The 16,538-nt window shown below is 34.5% G+C and carries 16 protein-coding genes and 1 tRNA gene; 12 read left to right on the top strand and 5 right to left on the bottom strand.

Annotated features, from left to right (window positions below; translation table 11 throughout):
• Positions 1–47 precede the first annotated feature (47 nt).
• A complete protein-coding gene (locus tag ABUA27_RS08385) occupies positions 48–1,310 on the bottom strand; it encodes a 6-phosphofructokinase (protein ID WP_349820550.1) in 1,263 nt (420 codons plus the stop codon).
• A 352-nt stretch (positions 1,311–1,662) separates the two neighbouring features.
• On the opposite strand from ABUA27_RS08385, the gene ABUA27_RS08380 reads away from it, so the two are divergent.
• From ABUA27_RS08380 to ABUA27_RS08365, 4 genes are all read left to right on the top strand, one after another.
• On the top strand, positions 1,663–1,953 hold the full coding sequence (locus ABUA27_RS08380) for a hypothetical protein (RefSeq protein WP_129981725.1): 291 nt from the start codon (positions 1,663–1,665) through the stop codon (positions 1,951–1,953).
• Complete coding sequence (locus ABUA27_RS08375) at positions 1,941–2,156, top strand: hypothetical protein (protein WP_129981724.1); 216 nt, start codon at positions 1,941–1,943, stop codon at positions 2,154–2,156. The genes ABUA27_RS08380 and ABUA27_RS08375 overlap by 13 nt, the downstream gene beginning before the upstream one ends.
• A gap of 310 nt (positions 2,157–2,466) precedes the next feature.
• Positions 2,467–6,000 carry a pyruvate:ferredoxin (flavodoxin) oxidoreductase gene (gene nifJ, locus ABUA27_RS08370; RefSeq protein ID WP_349820549.1) on the top strand — a complete coding sequence of 1,178 codons (3,534 nt, stop codon included), beginning with the start codon at positions 2,467–2,469 and terminating at the stop codon, positions 5,998–6,000.
• A 122-nt stretch (positions 6,001–6,122) separates the two neighbouring features.
• A complete protein-coding gene (locus ABUA27_RS08365) occupies positions 6,123–6,344 on the top strand; it encodes a hypothetical protein (protein WP_117458370.1) in 222 nt (73 codons plus the stop codon).
• Between the two features lie 76 nt (positions 6,345–6,420).
• On the opposite strand, the gene ABUA27_RS08360 is transcribed toward ABUA27_RS08365, so the two are convergent.
• The 3 genes from ABUA27_RS08360 to ABUA27_RS08350 are packed head-to-tail and all read right to left on the bottom strand — an operon-like array spanning position 6,421 to position 8,797.
• Complete coding sequence (locus ABUA27_RS08360) at positions 6,421–6,825, bottom strand: HIT family protein (RefSeq protein WP_129981728.1); 405 nt, start codon at positions 6,823–6,825, stop codon at positions 6,421–6,423.
• Positions 6,826–6,878: 53 nt separating this feature from the next.
• Positions 6,879–7,826 (bottom strand): hypothetical protein, encoded by a 948-nt coding sequence (locus ABUA27_RS08355; protein ID WP_287846266.1) that lies wholly within the window; start codon positions 7,824–7,826, stop codon positions 6,879–6,881.
• 5 nt (positions 7,827–7,831) lie between these two features.
• Entirely contained in the window at positions 7,832–8,797 is a 966-nt protein-coding gene (locus ABUA27_RS08350; RefSeq protein WP_287846264.1) for a peptidylprolyl isomerase, read from the bottom strand.
• Positions 8,798–8,950: 153 nt separating this feature from the next.
• Between ABUA27_RS08350 and sufC the strand changes: the two genes are divergently transcribed.
• The 7 genes from sufC (at position 8,951) to ABUA27_RS08315 (ending at position 15,758) form a co-directional block, all read left to right on the top strand.
• Positions 8,951–9,772 carry a Fe-S cluster assembly ATPase SufC gene (gene sufC, locus ABUA27_RS08345; protein ID WP_129981720.1) on the top strand — a complete coding sequence of 274 codons (822 nt, stop codon included), beginning with the start codon at positions 8,951–8,953 and terminating at the stop codon, positions 9,770–9,772.
• Positions 9,765–10,646: a SufB/SufD family protein gene (locus tag ABUA27_RS08340; RefSeq protein ID WP_287968907.1), complete on the top strand. Its 882-nt coding sequence runs from the start codon at positions 9,765–9,767 to the stop codon at positions 10,644–10,646. The genes sufC and ABUA27_RS08340 overlap by 8 nt, the downstream gene beginning before the upstream one ends.
• 2 nt (positions 10,647–10,648) lie before the next feature.
• Positions 10,649–11,881: an aminotransferase class V-fold PLP-dependent enzyme gene (locus tag ABUA27_RS08335; RefSeq protein WP_287846260.1), complete on the top strand. Its 1,233-nt coding sequence runs from the start codon at positions 10,649–10,651 to the stop codon at positions 11,879–11,881.
• Positions 11,865–12,302 (top strand): Fe-S cluster assembly sulfur transfer protein SufU, encoded by a 438-nt coding sequence (gene sufU, locus ABUA27_RS08330; RefSeq protein ID WP_129981727.1) that lies wholly within the window; start codon positions 11,865–11,867, stop codon positions 12,300–12,302. Before ABUA27_RS08335 ends, sufU begins: the two co-directional genes overlap by 17 nt.
• Positions 12,303–12,304: 2 nt before the next feature.
• The gene (gene sufB / locus ABUA27_RS08325; protein ID WP_006506421.1) at positions 12,305–13,711 is read left to right on the top strand and encodes a Fe-S cluster assembly protein SufB; all 1,407 of its coding nucleotides are present in this window, start codon (positions 12,305–12,307) and stop codon (positions 13,709–13,711) included.
• Between the two features lie 7 nt (positions 13,712–13,718).
• On the top strand, positions 13,719–14,231 hold the full coding sequence (locus ABUA27_RS08320) for a 5-formyltetrahydrofolate cyclo-ligase (protein WP_349820548.1): 513 nt from the start codon (positions 13,719–13,721) through the stop codon (positions 14,229–14,231).
• Between the two features lie 66 nt (positions 14,232–14,297).
• On the top strand, positions 14,298–15,758 hold the full coding sequence (locus ABUA27_RS08315; protein ID WP_288952309.1) for a hypothetical protein: 1,461 nt from the start codon (positions 14,298–14,300) through the stop codon (positions 15,756–15,758).
• Positions 15,759–15,781: 23 nt separating this feature from the next.
• Here the strand turns inward: ABUA27_RS08315 and ABUA27_RS08310 are convergent, their stop codons facing one another.
• The gene (locus tag ABUA27_RS08310; RefSeq protein WP_117458379.1) at positions 15,782–16,117 is read right to left on the bottom strand and encodes a hypothetical protein; all 336 of its coding nucleotides are present in this window, start codon (positions 16,115–16,117) and stop codon (positions 15,782–15,784) included.
• Between the two features lie 344 nt (positions 16,118–16,461).
• On the opposite strand from ABUA27_RS08310, the gene ABUA27_RS08305 reads away from it, so the two are divergent.
• A tRNA-Val gene (locus ABUA27_RS08305) sits at positions 16,462–16,537 on the top strand.
• The last annotated feature ends 1 nt before the right edge of the window (position 16,538 follow it).

The raw sequence follows: 16,538 nt of genomic DNA, 5'->3' as shown, positions 1-16,538 counted from the left end.
GACTGCCCTTTACAAGTGGAAACCCCCAAATATTTAAAGCGAGTTTTTTATTGACCCCCCTTAAAAATTAAAGGTTCATTTTCTTTTAAATGGGCAATATCGATATATGAAGGAATACCATTCTTATAAGTAATAGCAATTTCCCCCTGAATTAATGGATATAAGTAATCATAAAGTTCTTGAGTGATATCATTACCTTCTTTAGTAATCCATTCTGCTGGAACTTTCTGTTCTAGGTTCGCAATATCTTGTACATTACTATAGATACATTCTGCAGTATATGGATCATTGCTAGTTCTCTTAACCCCCATCATAACATTTGTATGATCAGCAAGTGCTGTTTCTACAGCCTTTTTACCAATAAAGAAAGACTCATCAATATCTACTTTAGAGGCAATATGCATTGCACATCTTTGTAGTACATTTAATTCGATACTTCTTACTTTGCATCCAAAATGTTCTTTACAGATATTTTCTAATACCTTACCAGTACCAAAATGGATTGGATGACCAAATGCATCATACTGCTGTGAATCACCACTGTCTAAGAAGTTTCCGTTTTCATCATGAATACCTTCACTTACTGCAATCATGATAGAAGACTTTTCTTTGAACTTTTCTTCAATATCCTTTAAGAAACGTTCTTTATCAAATACGACTTCCGGTAAATAAATGAGATCAGGGGCATCATTACTTTCAGTTCTTGCAAGTGCACTCGCAGCAGTTAACCAACCTGCATTACGTCCCATGATTTCTACAATAGTAATCGCATCTAGCTTATAGATAGAAGAATCATAAGCAATTTCTAACATAGAGCTTGCAACATACTTTGCAGCTGAACCAAAGCCTGGAGTGTGATCTGTACCCATCAAATCATTATCGATAGTCTTTGGAATCCCAATGAAGTGAATAGGGGAATTGATTGTTTCACCATAAGCTGCAAGTTTAGCCACAGTGTCCATAGAATCATTTCCACCAATATAGAAGAAATCAGTGATTTCTAAATCATTAAATTTTTTAAATAACAAGTCGTAAGTGTCTTTATCATCACTTACTGTAGGCAGCTTATAACGACAGCTTCCTAAATACATTGCTGGGGAATGCTTTAATGCATCAATTTTTTCCTCAGAATTAAATGTTGTACCTAGATCCATGAAGTGATCTTCTAATAGTCCCTGGATACCATTAACCATACCATAAATATGAGTAAATCCTTCTTCCTGGCATTGAGTAATAACACCTGCAAGAGAGGCGTTGATGGCAACCGTAGGCCCACCAGACTGACCAATAAAACAATTTTTCGTATTCATTTTATGCTCCTTTTGTATATTTCATCCCCATTTTAACATCAAATGCATTTGATAGAAAGATTTAATAGTTATTAATAGTAAAAATACAGGATGATAATTAATTATGCTAAAAAGGTTAGCCTATTTATTGTGGGATTCTATGAAAGCAATGATTACAGCAGTGAGTACAATCATTGAGATAGAAAACCGATGAAGTATAAAGAAATGTTTGTATAAGCGACTCCACCAAACAGATACCACTTCCAATCCTAGGTGTAAACGATTCTCCAATACACCTATGGTGCTGAAGCAATTAATATGGCTGTGAAGTTAGCCAAGAAATATTCTAGTGATAAGAAGCGATATAAAGAATATGTCAATTTTAGGAAATGAAAATGTACCTCTATCATTATCAGAATTCCAAATATTTGATAGAATGCTAGAAAGAAACATTACTTCTGATGAACTACAAGAATACATAGACTATGTATTAGTGATATTCAATCAATGGAACGGGAAAGGGAAATTGTTTATTTCTGAAAAAAGGGCTTCTGTTGTTATGCTGAGAGACAATGAATGGATATGTAAAACAGGTATGAGGTATACTGACTGCGGTGAAAATTATATGGCTATATTGGAGGTGCTTAAACGATGGGAAAAATAGATAATGTTGATTTTGAAGAAGATAGATATTGTCCTGTGTTTAATCGAATCATTGATTGCGAGTGGTGTTATGAATCTCTTATGGGAATATCTAAATTAGCAAAGAAAAGCGCCATTAAGGAATTGGACGAAATAGCTGAGGATAAAATGGAAGATGCGTTTCTAAAATGCAAAAAGTGCAAATATAGTGAATTAACAGATTGATTTCAATTATTGTCTTTGAAAAAAAGGGGAATCATATGACAAGAGATGATTGTCATGTGATTGTTTATCGGATTCTATCCTACCTGTATATGCATTTAAAGCATTGATGTATCGCTCATTAGATCTGACGGGTATAGAACATGGCAATGAACACATTAAAGTATTCAACTATTTTTTGGGCTAAACTAGATATACATCTTATGAAGTATAGAAATATATATGTGTTAGAAACAAAATACACGATAATAATTAATTATAGTATTTTATTGCATATCAGCGTATAATGGTAGATAAGGAGGATTGAAAGATTATGTCTAAGAAGTATTTATCTATGGATGGTAATACTGCTGCTGCTCATGTTGCATATGCATTTTCTGAAGTAGCAAGTATCTATCCAATTACCCCTTCTTCACCAATGGCCGAACATGCTGAAGAATGGGCTTCACAGGGAAGAAAAAATATTTTTGGCTCTGCTGTAAACGTAGTTGAAATGCAGTCAGAAGCAGGTGCTGCTGGTGCTGTACACGGTGCTTTACAGGGTGGTGCTTTAGCTACTACATTTACTGCATCTCAGGGTCTATTATTAATGATTCCTAACCTTTATAAGATTCAGGGTGAAATGCTTCCAGGTGTTTTCCATGTAGCTGCAAGAGCTCTTGCAACTAGTTCATTAAATATCTTTGGGGATCATCAGGATGTTTATGCCTGCCGTCAAACAGGTATCCCTATGCTTTGTTCACATTCTGTACAGGAAGTTATGGATTTAGCGGGTGTTGCACACTTAACTGCAATTAAAGCAGGTGTACCATTTATCCATTTCTTTGATGGTTTCAGAACATCTCATGAAATTCAGAAAGTTGAAGTTCTTGATTATGAAACTTTAGCTTCATTAGTAGATCATGATGCAATTAAGAAATTTAAAGCAAACGCACTTAACCCACATACTAATCCAGTAGAACGTGGTGGTGCAGATAATGATGATATCTATTTCCAGAGCAGAGAAGCTCAGAATAAGCATTATGATGCAGTTGTAGAAATTGCTGCAGATTACATGAAGAAGATTTCTGAAATTACTGGTAGAGAATATGCTCCATTTACATACTATGGTGATCCAGAAGCAGATAGAGTTATTATCGCAATGGGTTCAGTAACTGAAACTATTAAAGATACTATTGATGAAATGGCTAAAGAAGGAGAAAAAGTTGGTGTTATTAAAGTACATCTTTATAGACCTTTCTCTCCAAAATACTTAAAGGCTGTTTTACCAGCAACTGCTAAGAAGATTGCTGTACTTGATCGTACTAAGGAAATGGGTGCTACTGGTGAACCATTATACCTTGATGTATGTTCAGTCGTTAGAGATGCTGATACATTAGTTATTGGTGGTCGTTATGGTATGGGTTCTAAGGATACTACACCTCAGCATATCAAGGCTGTTTATGATCACTTAAATTCAGATAATCCATTTACAGGATTCACAATTGGTATTAAGGATGACGTAACTCATTTATCATTACCTGATGTTCATGGATTCCATATCAATTCCGGTGTTACTCAGTGCTTATTCTACGGTTTAGGTTCTGATGGTACTGTATCTGCAAATAAGTCTTCTATTAAGATTATTGGTGATAATACTGATTTATACTGCCAGGCTTATTTCGCATATGACTCTAAGAAGGCTGGTGGAGCTACTCGTTCTAACTTAAGATTTGGTAATAAGCCAATTAGAGCAACTTACTATGTAAATAGAGCAGACTTCATCTCTTGTTCATTAGACAACTACTACTTAAAGTATGATATGTTGAAGAACTTAAAAGATGGTGGACGTTTCTTATTAAATACTGAATTTACTAAAGAAGAAATCGCTGATTATCTTCCAAATAGAGTAAAGAAACAGTTAGCAGATAAACATGCTAAGTTCTATATTATTAATGCCAACAAGATTGCTGGTGAAATCGGTATGGGTAGACGTACAAATACTATCCTACAGTCAGCATTCTTCGCATTAAATGAACAGATTCTTCCAATCGAAGAAGCTGTTACTAAGATGAAAGAAATGGCTAAGAAGTCTTACAGCAACAAGGGTGAAAATATCGTCCAGGCTAACTATAAGGCTATCGATGCTGGTAAAGATGCAATTGAAGAAGTAACTGTAGATCCAGAATGGTCTAACTTAACTGTATTACCATTAAGAAAACCAACTGGTGATGATTACTTTGATAACTTCGTAGCTCCTATCAATGCACTTGAAGGTTATGACCTTCCAACTTCAGCATTCTTAGATAAGCTTGATGGTACTATGCAGAATGGTGTAGCAATTAAAGAAAAACGTGCCATTGCTATTCAGGTTCCTAAGTGGGAAAAAGACAACTGTATCCAGTGTAATCAGTGTGCTATGGTATGTCCTCATGCAACTATCCGTCCATTCTTAATGACTGAAGAAGAAATCAAGAATGCACCAGAAGATATTACAAATGATGTATTAAAACCAATTGGTAAGGGTGTTGAAGGATTATCATTCCGTATCCAGGTTTCTCCTGATAACTGCGTAGGTTGTGGATTATGTGCAACTGTATGTCCAGGTAAACGTGGTGAAAAGGCACTTACAATGGTTCCAGTTAAGGAAGAATTAGAACATTCTGCTTTATCTGAATATGTATACAACAATGTAGAATATAGAGATGACAAGTATCCTACAACTACAGTGAAGGGTGTTGGATTCATGAAGCCTTACTTTGAAGCTTCTGGTGCCTGTGCTGGTTGTGGTGAAACTCCATATTATCGTTTAGCTTCTCAGTTATTCGGTTCTGATATGAGAATTGCGAACGCTACTGGATGTTCATCAATCTATACTGGTTCAACTCCATCTACTCCATGTACTACTGATAAGAATGGTCATGGTATGGCTTGGGCTAACTCATTATTCGAAGATAATGCTGAATTTGGTTTCGGTATGAAGCTTGCAGAAAACTACATGTCTAAACATATCTTAGAAATCATTGAAGCAAATAAGAATGATGTAGAACCAGAATTAAAAGAAATTCTTGAAAAATATGAAGCTGTTAAGGGTCAGAGAGTAGAAGAAAAGGCTCTTTATAACGAATTAGTAGAAAAAGTTGAAGCTTCAGCTAATGAACGTATCAAGGAATTACTTGATATGAAGGGTGAATTAGTGACTAAGTCTCAGTGGATCATCGGTGGTGACGGATGGGCTTATGATATCGGCTACGGAGGATTAGACCACGTTCTTGCTAATGATCAGAATGTCAATGTATTAGTTCTTGATACAGAAGTATATTCTAACACTGGTGGACAGTCTTCTAAATCATCACAGGCTGCTTCTATTGCAAAGTTCACTGCAAGTGGTAAGAAGGTTGCTAAGAAAGACTTAGCTCAGATTGCTATGGCTTATGGTCATGTATATGTTGCACAGATTGCTTTAGGTGCTAACCCAATGCAGGCTATTAAGGCTATGAAGGAAGCTGAATCTTATGATGGACCATCATTAATTATTGCTTATGCACCATGTAATGAACATCATATCAAGGGTGGATTAATTAACTCTTCAAGACAGGAAAAATGGGCTGTTGAATGTGGTTACTTCAACTTATTAAGATACGACCCACGTTTAACTGAAGAAGGTAAGAACCCACTTACAATTGATTCTAAGGCTCCTGATTATTCTAAGTTCAAAGACTTCTTAATGAGTGAAAACAGATTCTCTCAGTTAGTTAAGATCAATCCTGAAAATGCAGAAGCATTATTCGATAAGTGTCTAGTAGATGCCAAACGTCGTCGTGCAAGAGCAGAAGCACTTGCTAAAGATTTTGATGCTGCTGAATAATTCGTACGAAAGAGATAGTAGAAATGCTATCTCTTTTCTTTATGTTTATAACATACCAAAAAGATAGGTATATTGCTTGCTATTTGTATGTATTATTTCTATACTAGAAGTGGGTGATGGATATGAAGAGTGTACTAATAAAAGATACAACAAGAGAAGAAAGAAAAAGAATTATACAAGAAGCATTGGATTGTAATGATTCTGCAGGATGTGAGAACTGCAGTGGATGCGGCTTGTTTGGGGCTGGAGATCCTTTCGAAATGTATGAAGATTATATAGAAGGTAAAAGAGAAATCAAAGAAATTAATATGGAATTTGTTTCACGCTACTTTGTGAGAGGTTAATCACATCGTAACTTAAAGAGATGTCATATCATTGTGTGTACTAAAAAAACAGGGATTTTTTTAAATCCCTGTTTTTCTATTTCATGATTTCGTTGTAGATATCATCAAGATTTACAACACTTGAACGATCAGTAAATTCAATCTTGATTGGATCATTTTCTTCATATCTTGGAATAATATGAATATGGAAATGATGCACTGTCTGACCAGCGACTTCTTTCGCATTAGTAAGAATATTACATCCCTTTGCATGCATATTCTCTACAATCTTATTTGCAAGCTTCTGAGCCACTTTCATACAATGTGCCATCACTTCTGGGTCTGCTTCTAAAAAGCTATCATAATGTTCCTTAGGAATAACGAGTGTATGTCCATTAGTAGTCTGTGATAAATCTAAGAACGCAATACAAGTATCGTCTTCATATACAACTTTGCCAGGAATTTCCTTAGCTGCAATCTTACAAAAAATACAATTATCCATCATATAAAACCTCCTGTCTTTATTCTAACACAAAAGAGACGTTCTCACGTCTCTTAGTCCACATATTTACTAGAAATTTTCTTGATCTGTTTCTTAACCTTTTCATCTTCAACAGTGAACTTATATTTCTTTAAATAATAAGATTCAATATCTGTTTTTACATCAGTTAGGTTCTGTAAGTTTTCAGTAATATCTGATTTTTGAGCACTCTTATCAGTGTTGTATACATATACAACTGCATATTTACCAGTACTTAATTTAACTGCTTCCTTATATACACCATCAGTCTTTAAAGAAGTAAACTTACTTAAAGCCTTAATGATTTTCTTATCAACAGTAGTTGTAGAACTCTTACTGCATACAAAACCTAAATCAGTAGAACTAGAACTATTTGCATTCATTAAAGCAGTCATTGCATCTGCACTAGTCACTGTCTTTAATGCCTTTAATGCATCAGATTCTTTACTATATTCAACAATCTTTAAATAAGAAACATTATATTTCTTACATACATCATTGAACTCTGTATCTAGATATTTTTCTTCTAATAGTTCAGATTTTGCTTCTGGTACAACGACTTCATTCTCAAAAGCCTTTGCATCACTATAACCCTGATTCTTTGCATAAGTTTCAAAAGAACCAGAATATTCAGCATAACGATTTTTTTGTTCTTTTACTTTTGCATCAATTGCATCCTGGTCAGTAATCTCTTTTGCAGTGATCTTATTGTAAGCTTCATTTAATACTTCATTGGCACCATAGTTGTCTAATAAGTATTCATATAAACCTTTCTTGGTCACACTTACATCACCACTGATTACTTCTGTTGAACCATCCTTTACAGAACTTGTATAACCATCTTTATCAGCAGTCACAATATAAGCTGTAATCACTCCTACAACAAGGACAATCGCAATGACAAGTAATGCAATCATTTTCTTAGTAAGTTTAAAAGGTTTCTTTTCAACTTCTACTTTATGGATCTGTTTGTATTCTGCCATTCTCATTACTTCCTTTCTGCAGCTCTAGACTTTAAGCCTTCTTTAATAGCTTCATTGACTGCTTTTTTAATCTTTGCATCTTTATATTCAATATCATAAGTCTTGAATGCAAGATAAATGATGTAATCATCATAAGTAAGTAATGGAGACTGGATAGTCACATTCTTTAATTTCTTCTTAATCTTTTCTTTACTAGTAGAAGTACACTTTAAGATATAATAACCATCAGTACCTGTTAATACATCAGAAGTCTGTCCTTCAGTTAAAGAGAAAGCTGCTTCATTAATTGTACTACCATAAGTATTTGTTAAGTTACTTGTAGTATCTACAACACCTAAAGACCCTTTTGCACTCTTAGTAGTAGAATCATCTGAATAATCCTTGGCAACATCACCAAAGCTCTTACCATCCTTTAATAACTCCTGCACTTCTTTTAATTTTTCTTTTTCAGAATCAGTAGGACTAGAAGGATCAGAAACAGAAATCTTAATCATAGAGATCATACGAGGTGTGGCAACCTTATAATAATCTTCAAATACAGTATCATAATGTGTCTTTACATAGTGTTTGACTAATTCTGCATACTGTAAAGAATAAATAAGCTTCTTCTTATATTCACTTTCACTTGTATAACCAGCACTCTTTAAATCGCTCTTAAACTGTTTTTCATAAGAATTTTCACCATATTTGCTCTTATAAGAATTCTTAACACTATCAAGCATATCACTTGCATTATCTTTCATATCACTTGTAATAGGATATTGTTTATTGATCAACTGATCAAGAACATACTGGAATGCTGCTGACTTACCTGAACTAGTAGAAATTAATGTATCATAAACATCATCTGCATAAACATGACCTTCACTAGTTGAAGCCACTACGCTCTTTCCATCTACAGTTTTACCACCACAGCCACTTAGTAATAAAACACTCGCTAAACATAGCGCCGCTATTTTTTTGGCTTTCATACGTACCCTCCTTGCGTAACATATATATTATACATGGTAGGTGATTTTTTTCAAATAATTACCCATGTTTCACATAAAAAGACATAATTCTTTATCATATTATTTGAGGTTGAACGTTTAATCTTTTATAATGATTCTCGAGGTGAAAAAAAGATGTCAGTTTTGAGTATAAAGGATCTTCATGTTGCGATTGGCGACAAGGAGATTTTGAAGGGAATTAATCTAACAACTAATACAGGAGAAACACATGCATTGATGGGTCCTAATGGGAATGGTAAGTCAACATTATTAGGTACAATCATGGGTCATCCTAAATATAAAGTAACTCAGGGTACAATCACATTAGATGGTGAAGATGTTCTTTCTATGAGTGTAGATGAAAGAAGCCGTAAAGGATTATTTTTAGGAATGCAGTATCCACAGGAAATTCCAGGTGTCACAAACTCTGATTTCCTCCGTTCTGCAATGAATGCGAGAAGAGAAAAACCATTAAGTCTTTATCAGTTCATTAAGGCTATGGACCATGCCACAGAAGACTTAGAAATGGATGGTAATTTAGCTCATCGTTATTTAAATGAAGGGTTCTCAGGTGGAGAAAAGAAACGTAATGAAATTCTTCAGATGAAATTACTAGAACCTAAATTCGCATTATTAGATGAAATTGATTCAGGTCTAGATGTTGATGCGTTACGTATCGTCGCTGATAATATCAATGAGATGAGAGAAAAGAATGAAGACTTTGGTCTAGTAATGGTTTCTCACTATGAAAGATTATATGAATTAGTAAAGCCAACACATGTACATGTATTAGTAGATGGAAATATTGTGGTAGAAGGTGGCTTTGAACTAATTGAAAAGATCAACAATGAAGGATATGAATGGGTAAAGAAAGAATTAGGCATTGAACTTCAAAAAGAAGACGAAGACGTTGTTTCTATTGGGGTATGTGGCCATAAGGTGACAAGCAATGTATAGTTTTGAACACTATATTCATTTTGTAGATGGGGAGGTAACAGAAGATAATCTTCCTAAAGAAGTTGTTGTGAATGATACAACAATCACATTCAAGTATGGAGAACCCATTCAGCTTCATGTAGTGGTAGATGTAAAGAATGAAATGTCACTACATTATGCATTTGAAGACAATGTCCATGCAGAAGTGATTGAAACAAGACATGTTGAAGAAAACGGTGTATTAAATCGTACATTTACTAACGGTGCTTATTCACATGTTAATTTCTTTAATGAAAATGAAGGAACAGGAAAGAATACTTATCTAGATGAAGGACATTCTTCTCATGATAGTATGCTTCAGCTTGGCTATTCTGAATTATCTGATGCTTCTATTGAAGCCTCTTATACATTTGAATTAGATGGTGAAGGGGCAGATGTCAGATTAAGAATGGCAGCTTTATCAAAGGATAAAGAAAAGAAACATTATAAGGTGCATATAAAACATAATGCACCACATACTACTGGTATCATGGATAACTATGGTGTTGCGAAAGATGAAGCACATCTTGTGATTGATGGTATTGGTACAATTACAAATGGACAGAATGGTTCAGCATCACATCAGACAAATAAGATCATTGTCTTTGATCCAAAATGTTATGCAAGTGCAAATCCATTCTTATATATTGATGAATACGATGTCCAGGCTTCTCATGCGGCTGGTGTAGGGAAGATGGATGAAGAACATCTTTATTATTTACAGTCTCGTGGTTTGACTAAACGTCAGGCTATGCAGTTGATTACTTATGGTTATTTAATGCCAGTAGTCGAAGTTGTAGATAATAAGATGATTAAGGAACGTTTTGAATTGGCGTTATCAAAGGTAGGTGCTTAGTTATGGTGAATTGTAAGGATACAAGAAAAGACTTTCCAATGTTGGATGGAAAGACATTAATGCATGGCAAGCCACTGATTTATTTTGATAATGGTGCGACTACATTAAAGCCTCAATGTGTGATTGATGCAGTATGTGAATATTTATCTAGCTACTCAGGAAATGCTCATCGTGGAGATTATGATTTATCTCATCAGGTGGATGTCGCTTATGAAGAAGCGAGAGAAGTAGTTCAGCATTTTATTCATGCTAAAAGAAAAGAGGAAGTTGTATTTACAAGTGGGTCAACAGATTCACTTAACTTAATTGCGAATGGTTATGCCAAAACACATTTAAAAGCAGGTGATGAAATCCTTTTGAATGTGGCAGAACATGCCTCTAATACATTGCCTTGGTTTGATGTAGCTGAGGAAACAGGTGCTGTTGTGAAATATATTGAACTAGATGAAGAAGGTCGTATGACATTAGAAAATGTCAAGAAGGCTGTAACAGAGAATACAAAGATTATTTCACTTGCGATTGTGACAAATGTATTAGGTTATGAAGTACCTATCAAGGAAGTCACAGAATATGCGCATTCTAAAGGTATTATTGTAGTGGCAGATGGGGCACAGAGTGTACCGCATATTGTCACAGATGTTGTACGTGATGATGTGGACTTCTTAGCTTTCTCAGGTCATAAGATGTGTGGCCCTACAGGTGTTGGTGTTCTTTATGGCAAATATGAGTTATTAGAAGAAACAAAGCCTACACGTTTTGGTGGAGGATCTAATTCACGCTATAACAGCTGTGGACTTGTCACACTAAAGGAATCGCCTTATAAATTTGAAGCAGGTACACCTCATATTGAAGGTGTGATTGGCTTAGGTGCAGCTGTTAAATACTTACAGAGCATCGGTATGGAAAATATCCGTCAAAGAGAATTAGAATTACGTCATTATGCGATTGAGAAGATGTCTCAGTTGGATAATGTCACTGTATATAATCCAAACTCAGAAGGGGCTATTGCTTTTAATATTAAAGATGTATTTGCACAGGATGCAGCCAGCTTATTTAATACTTATGGTATTGCAGTAAGAGCTGGTGAACATTGTGCAAAGATTCTAGACGAGTTCTTAAAAGTAAGAACAACTTGTCGTGTCTCTTTCTATTTCTATAACACTGAAGAAGAAATTGATCAGTTTATTGAAGCATGTAAGAAAGGAGATGATTTCCTTGATGCATTCTTTGGATGATCCAATGATCATGAGAGAAATTATTATGGACCATTATCAGAATCCTAGAAACCATGGACTTGTAGATGATGATTCATATCAGAAAGTCAATATGGATTCAAGTACATGTATTGATGATATTGATGTCCAGGCTAAGTTTAATGGTGATGTAGTGGAAGATGTACGTTTTGATGGTGAAGCATGTGCTATTTGTACGGCATCTACTTCTATCATGACTGAACTAGTTAAAGGAAAGACAAAAGAAGAAGCAATGCATATTGTAGATAACTATATGCATATGATTTATGAAAAAGAATATGATCCAGAACTTCTTGAAGAAGCGATTGCGTTTAAGAATACGCATAAGCAGGCCAATCGTATTAAGTGTGCGACTCTAGGCTGGACTGGATTCTTAAAATTATTAGAAGGAAGCGAGGAATAGAGATGGCTATTGAGAATCTTAATATTCCACAAGCTGAAGTGATAGAAGATCATCCTGATGAGGATGTATCTGTCTTCAAGACACCTAAAGGGTTAAATGAAGATATCGTTAGAGAAATATCAGCCATTAAAGAAGAACCCGAATGGATGACTGAATACCGTATCAAGTCATTAAAACAGTTCTTAAAGATGCCAATGCCTAAGTGGGGTGTTGATTTATCTAAGATGGATTTTGATGATTATACATACTATAATCGTCCATCAGATACTAAAACAGATAAATGGGAAGAAGTACCAGAAACAATTAAGAATACATTTGATCGTTTAGGTATTCCTGAAGCAGAACAGAAGTTCTTAGCAGGGGCAAGTGCTCAATATGAATCTGAAGTTGTTTATCATAATATGCTTGAAGAAGTCAAAGAGAAGGGTGTTATCTTCTTAGATATTGATTCTGGATTAAAACAATATCCAGAAATCTTCAAGAAGTATTTTGATACTGTTATTCCATATTACGATAACAAGTTCTCTGCATTAAATGGGGCTGTCTGGTCAGGAGGATCATTTATTTATGTACCACCTCATACTAAATTAGATAAGCCATTACAATCATATTTTAGAATCAACTCTGAACGTATGGCACAGTTTGAAAGAACCTTAATTATTGTAGATGAAGGATCAGATATCCATTATGTAGAAGGATGTACAGCACCTTCATATTCTAAAGATTCACTTCATGCTGGTGTTGTAGAAATTATTGTCGGCAAGAATGCACATTGTCGTTATACAACAATCCAGAACTGGTCTAAGAATATCTATAACTTAGTTACACAGCGTGCAAAAGTTATGGAAGGTGGATCAATGGAATGGGTAGATGGTAACATCGGTTCACTTGTTACTATGAAATATCCTTGCTGTGTTCTTGCAGGAGAAAGAGCCAAGGGTACAGTTATTACTATTGCGGTAGGAGATAAAGGTCAGATCATTGATTCTGGGGCTAAGATGATTCATGCAGCACCTCATACATCAAGTCAGATCATTTCTAAATCTATTGCGAGAAATGGTGGTAAGACAAACTATAGAGGACTTGTCCGTCATAACAAGAATGCGTATGACTGTAAGAGCAAGGTAGAATGTGATACATTAATTCTAGATAAGATTTCTACAAGTGATACAGTACCTACAAATATCATGGCCAATAATGATTCTATTATTGAACATGAAGCCACTGTATCTAAAGTATCAGAAGATCAGCTCTTCTACTTAATGAGCAGAGGTCTCACTAAAGCGCAGGCAACAGAGATGATTGTTATGGGCTTCATTGAACCATTCAGCAGAGAATTACCTATGGAATATGCTGTTGAATTAAATCAGCTTATTAAGCTTGATATGTCAGAAGATGCTATTGGATAGAAAACAGATGATTAAGAAACGTCTCGCTTTAGAAGAAGAGACGTTTCTTTCTTATTCAAAAAGAATTGCGTCTTATTTAGAAGAAATGCCTGCATTTAAGAATGCGAAAAGAATAGGGTTTTATATGTCTTATCGTCATGAAGTGGATACACTTCATTTAATTGAGAAATATATATTAGAAAAGGAAATCTATGTACCAAAATGTGTAGGGGATGAATTAGATTTCCAAAGAATATATACTATGGATGATTTAAAAGAGGGTGCTTTTCATATATTGGAACCTTCTACTAATGAGCATATGGATGTTAAAGATTTAGATGTGATTGTAGTACCATTACTTATGTTTGATGCAAATCATAATCGCATTGGTTATGGTCGAGGTTTTTATGATCGCTGTTTAAAAAAGACAAATGCCCTGGCGGTTGGTTTAGCATTTGATTTTCAGGAAGTAGAAAATACTCATCCTCACTCACTTGATGTACCACTTAATTACATAATCACACAAAAAGGTGTCTTCTAAGGCACTTTTTTTATAGTAACAAAGGGATAAATTTGATATAATGGATATGATTATGAGGTGTTTTATATGGAAAAAAATGTTGTAAAGAATATTCTCGCAGACATTGATCTGCGTCAAAATCTAATAAAATTAAAAGGGTCAATGACAGCTGCCGATACATTAGATGGCCCTATTGTAGAAAAATTATGTGATTGTTTATCTCATGAAGATCCTAAAGTAAGAAAAAATGCGGCATTACTACTTGGATATACTAAAAATTCTATGATGGCTTCTGTTCTTTTAGATGCTTATAAGAATGAAGAAAAAGATTTTGTAAAAGATGCTTATTTAAAAGGTATGAGTCATTATGATTGTAAGCCTTATATTAAGGAATTACAGGAAATCCAGAATGAACTCATGAACTCAGAAGTAGTAGACAGCAAGCATATCAAAGCACAATTAAAGGTCTTAAATCCGATGATTCGTTCTTATTCGTATCATAAGAAGAAATCAATCCGTTTATTGCATAAAGAAGTCGATGTTATTCTTACAACACTTCCTTATTATCAATATACACTCTTTGAACAGGTGAAACATTTACGTTATAAACCAGTCGGACAGGGCGTTTTAGTGCGTACAAAGGCTATTTATGACCTTCTAGGCTTACGTAATTATAGAGAAATGATTTTCCCATTATCAGGCTGTTCAGGACTTGCTCAGGATGGACATTTAATTGGTAAACGTATTGCGCAAAGTAACTTGGTAGACGTACTACATCGTTTATATGATGCAGAAGGATGTTTCTATTATCGTTTGGTTGATCAAATGAGAGAAAAGAAATCAGCTGTTATCAATGATGTAGTTCAAGAACTCATTGAAGAAATGCCTTCACACTTACAGAATGTAACATCTGATTATGATATTGAAATACTTATTAGAGAATTAAAGCCTGGAACAGTGAATGTATACTTAAAGTTAAGTTCATTAGAAAACCCGCGCTTTAATTATAGACGTGAAATTATTTCTAATTCAATGCAGCCTTATGTAGCAGCAACACTTATGGAAGTAGCTAAACCATATATGGGCATGCATTCTCGTGTATTAGATCCATTCTGTGGTAGTGGTGTTACACTTATTGAAAGATGTATGGCTAAACCAGTGAAGTTTGCAATGGGATTAGATATTTATGGAGAAGGCTTAGAAGCAGCTAAGAAGAATGCGATTGCAGCTAATCAGGCTATTCACTTTGTAAATAAGGATGCCAATCGTTTTGTAAATAATGAAATGTTTGATGAAATCTTTACTGATATGCCTACCTATGCACAGATGAAAGATACACGTGCTTTAAAGAATCTTTACGATAACTTCTTTAAACGTATCCACAGACACGTTTTACCAGAAGGGTATGTATTTATCTATACAACTGAAATATCTCTTGTAGAGAAGAATTTAAGACTAAATTCAGATTATCTCACACTCGTAGAACATTATGATGTACCTAGAGGTAAGACAATGGCTTATTTCTTCATCATTCAGGTAAATAAATAGAGGTCCAATCAGGACCTCTTTTTCTATCTAAATAAATAACGATAACCTTGCCAGAACCACTGTTTTACTGTTTCTGGGTTATCTAAATAAAAACGTACACCAAATGCAAGTGCTACTAATATAATCACAAGTAATACTAATAACACAAAAGTCTTAATAAAAGTCATGACAGGATGTGATTTCTCTTTATACTTTACCTTAGTCTTAGTACGTTTAGGTAAAGAATGTGATCTCTTATGTTTCACTTTTGTCTTAACAACTTTTTTAACTTCAGGTTCTTTTTCTTCCTGCTGAATAGAATTCTCTCTCTTAGTATCCTTAATAGAGTCATCTTCATCATCAAACGTGAATCTTTGCATACTATCACCTCTCTGTTTTAATGAATATAGTCTTTATTAGAGTATTTGTCAAATTAAAAAATGCTCTCATGACACAATAAAAGCTCTTGAATAAGGAAAGCAAATGTATGTGTCATTGAGAGCGGCCTTAAACAAGAGCCTTTAAAATGTACCCATTACTAGGTACAGTTAAATTGTAATCGTTTCTATAACAAAAAGCAAATAAAATAGAAAAAAACTTGAAGAAATCAACAAAAATTTAAAAAAGCGTCATTTAATCAAATATACCTATATACAAAACCACAAAAAAAATTCTATTTTCTGTTGACTTAGAGTGAATATGATGATAATATAATATCCGCAGCGGAGGTTTAGCTCAGTTGGGAGAGCATCTGCCTTACAAGCAGAGGGTCAGCGGTTCGAGCCCGTTAACCTCCACCAT

It is taken from the genome of Catenibacterium sp. RTP21428st1_D7_RTP21428_210409 (genome assembly GCF_040227455.1).
GTDB classification, from domain to species: Bacteria; Bacillota_I; Bacilli_A; order Erysipelotrichales; family Coprobacillaceae; genus Catenibacterium; species Catenibacterium mitsuoka_A.
This window is presented reverse-complemented; position numbering and strand designations above follow the sequence as displayed.